At 69.8% G+C, this 2,520-nt stretch carries 1 protein-coding gene; it reads right to left on the bottom strand.

All coding sequences use genetic code 11. The annotated features are described in order from the left end of the window. Positions 1–2,520: efflux RND transporter permease subunit (locus FHG71_RS23055; protein ID WP_139084144.1), on the bottom strand; the 2,520-nt coding region annotated here is incomplete at both ends.

Genomic DNA, 2,520 nt, shown 5'->3' with positions numbered 1-2,520 from the left:
CGAGCTGGGCAGTCATCTCCGCGGGCGCGAGCTCGGCGGGCTCCTCCTCCTTCGACCCCACGAAGCGGCCGAAGATCCAGGACAGCAGGCGCTGGAGGTCGTCCATGATGAGGAAGAAGGACGGCACGATGACGAGGGACAGCACCGTCGACATGATGATGCCCCCGATCACGGCCGTCGCCATGGGCGCGCGGAAGGACCCGCCCTCGCCCACGCCGAGGGCGGAGGGCAGCATCCCCGCCGACATGGCGATGGAGGTCATGACGATGGGCCGCGCCCGCTTGTGGCCCGCCTCGATGATGGCCTGCAGCCGGTCCATGCCCTGCGCGCGCATCTCGATGGCGAAGTCCACCAGCAGGATGGCGTTCTTGGTCACGATCCCCATCAGCATCAGGATTCCGATGAAGACCGGCATGGACACCGGGCTGGAGGTCAGGATCAGCGCCGCCGCCACGCCGCCGATGGCCAGCGGCAGCGAGAACAGGATGGTGAAGGGCTGGATCACCGAGTGGAACAGCAGGATCAGCACCGTCAGCACCAGCAGAAGGCCCATCAGCATGGCGTTGCCGAAGCTTTGGGTCATCTCCGCTTGGATCTCGGCGTCGCCCGAGGCCGCGACGGTCACCCCCGGCGGCAGATCGATCGCGTCGAGCGCCGCCTGGAACGCCGCCTGCGCCGTGCCCAGCGCCACGCCGGGCGGCAGGCTCGCGCCGATGGTGGCGTAGCGCTGGCGGTTGATCCGCTCCACGACCGACGGACCTTCGGCGATGACGAGGTCGGCCACGGCGTTCAGCGGCACCGCCGCGCCCGTGGAGGTCGGGATGCGCAGCGCCCCGATGCGGGCAAGGTCGTCCTTCGCCTCCTCGGTCAACTGCACCCGGACGGGGATCAGCCGGTCGTCGATGCTGACCTTGGCCAGCGCCGCGTCGACGTCGCCGATGGTCGCCACGCGGACGGCCTCGGCGATGGCGGCGGTGGTCACGCCCAGCCGGGCGGCCTCCTCGACGCGGGGCGTGATCTGCAGCTCGGGCCGGGGCAGGGCGCCCTCGCTGGCGACGGCCGCCAGTTCCGGCACGCTCCGCAGCGACTCCTCGATCCGCGCCACGGCGGTGTTGAGCGCGGCCGCGTCGTCCGACTTCACCCAGTAGGCGATGTCGCGCTCGCCCCGGTCGTTGAGCTTGAGCGCCCGGATGTCGGGGATCGCCTGGAGGCGCTGGAACACCTCAGCCTCGATGTCCGACTGTGGCCGGATGCGCCCGTGGGGCGGCACGTCGGGCACGAGGTCCGAGACCAGCGGCACCTGCTCCACGAAGTCCAGGAGCCGCCGTTCGAGCGTGTTGTCGAGGCGGTCGAGGATCACCGTCACCGAGGCGCGGCGCACGTCGAGGTCGCCCGTGGGCGAGGAGCCGCCCAGGATGAACACGCTGTCCACGCCGTCCACGTCCTGGATCGCGGCGTATATGGCGTCCGTGGTCCGCTCGGTTTCCTCCAGCGTGACGCCCGGGGGCAGCTCGACGGAGATGGGGAAGCGGCTCACGTCCTCGGGCGGGATGAAGCTGCCGGGGATCTGCGCCATGAAGTAGACCGACACGCCCAGGATGCCGAAGGCCGCGAGCAGCGTGAGATAGCGCACCTTCAGCGTCACGCGCACGAACGACAGGTAGGCCCGCATCATCAGGCCGTCCTTCTGCTCCTCCTCATGGGCGTCCTTGGCGCTCATCAGGTAGGCCGCCATGAGCGGCGTGATGAGGCGCGCGACCAGGAGCGAGAACAGCACCGCGATGGCGACCGTCAGGCCGAACTGCCGGAAGTACTGTCCCGGGATGCCCGGCATGAAGGACACCGGCACGAAGACCGCGACGATGGTGAAGGTCGTGGCGATCACCGCCAGGCCGATCTCGTCGGCGGCCTCGATGGCGGCGCGGTAGGGCGTCTTGCCCATGCGGATGTGCCGCTGGATGTTCTCGATCTCCACGATCGCGTCGTCCACGAGGATGCCCGTGGCCAGCGTGATGGCGAGGAAGCTCACGAGGTTGAGCGAGAAGCCCAGCAGGTCCATCAGCCAGAAGGTCGGGATGGCCGACAGCGGCAGCGCCACGGCGGCGATCATCGTCGCGCGCCAGTTGCGCAGGAAGGCCAGCACCACCAGCACCGCGAGGATCGCGCCCTCGATCAGCGTGTGGAGCGCGGCCTCGTAGTTGCCGTAGGTGTAGAAGACCGTGTCGTCCACGAGGTCGATCTGCACGCCGGGGTTGGCGGCGCGGATCTGCCCCAGCGTCTCCTCGACCGTCTCGGAGACCGAGACCTCCGAGGCGCCCTTCGCGCGGAACACCGAGAACACGACCACCTCCTGCCCGTTCACGCGGGCGAAGGAGCGCAGCTCCTCGAAGGTGTCGGTCACGGTCCCGAGGTTCTCGAGCCGCACCTGCTGGCCCGAGGGCAGCGCGATGGTGGTCCGCGCGAGTCGCTCGGCGTCGCCCTGGTCGCCCAGAAGGCGGATGGCCTGCTCGCCCGCGCCCA

This window comes from Rubellimicrobium roseum, assembly GCF_006152145.1.
Taxonomy (GTDB): domain Bacteria; phylum Pseudomonadota; class Alphaproteobacteria; order Rhodobacterales; family Rhodobacteraceae; genus Rubellimicrobium; species Rubellimicrobium roseum.
This window is presented reverse-complemented; position numbering and strand designations above follow the sequence as displayed.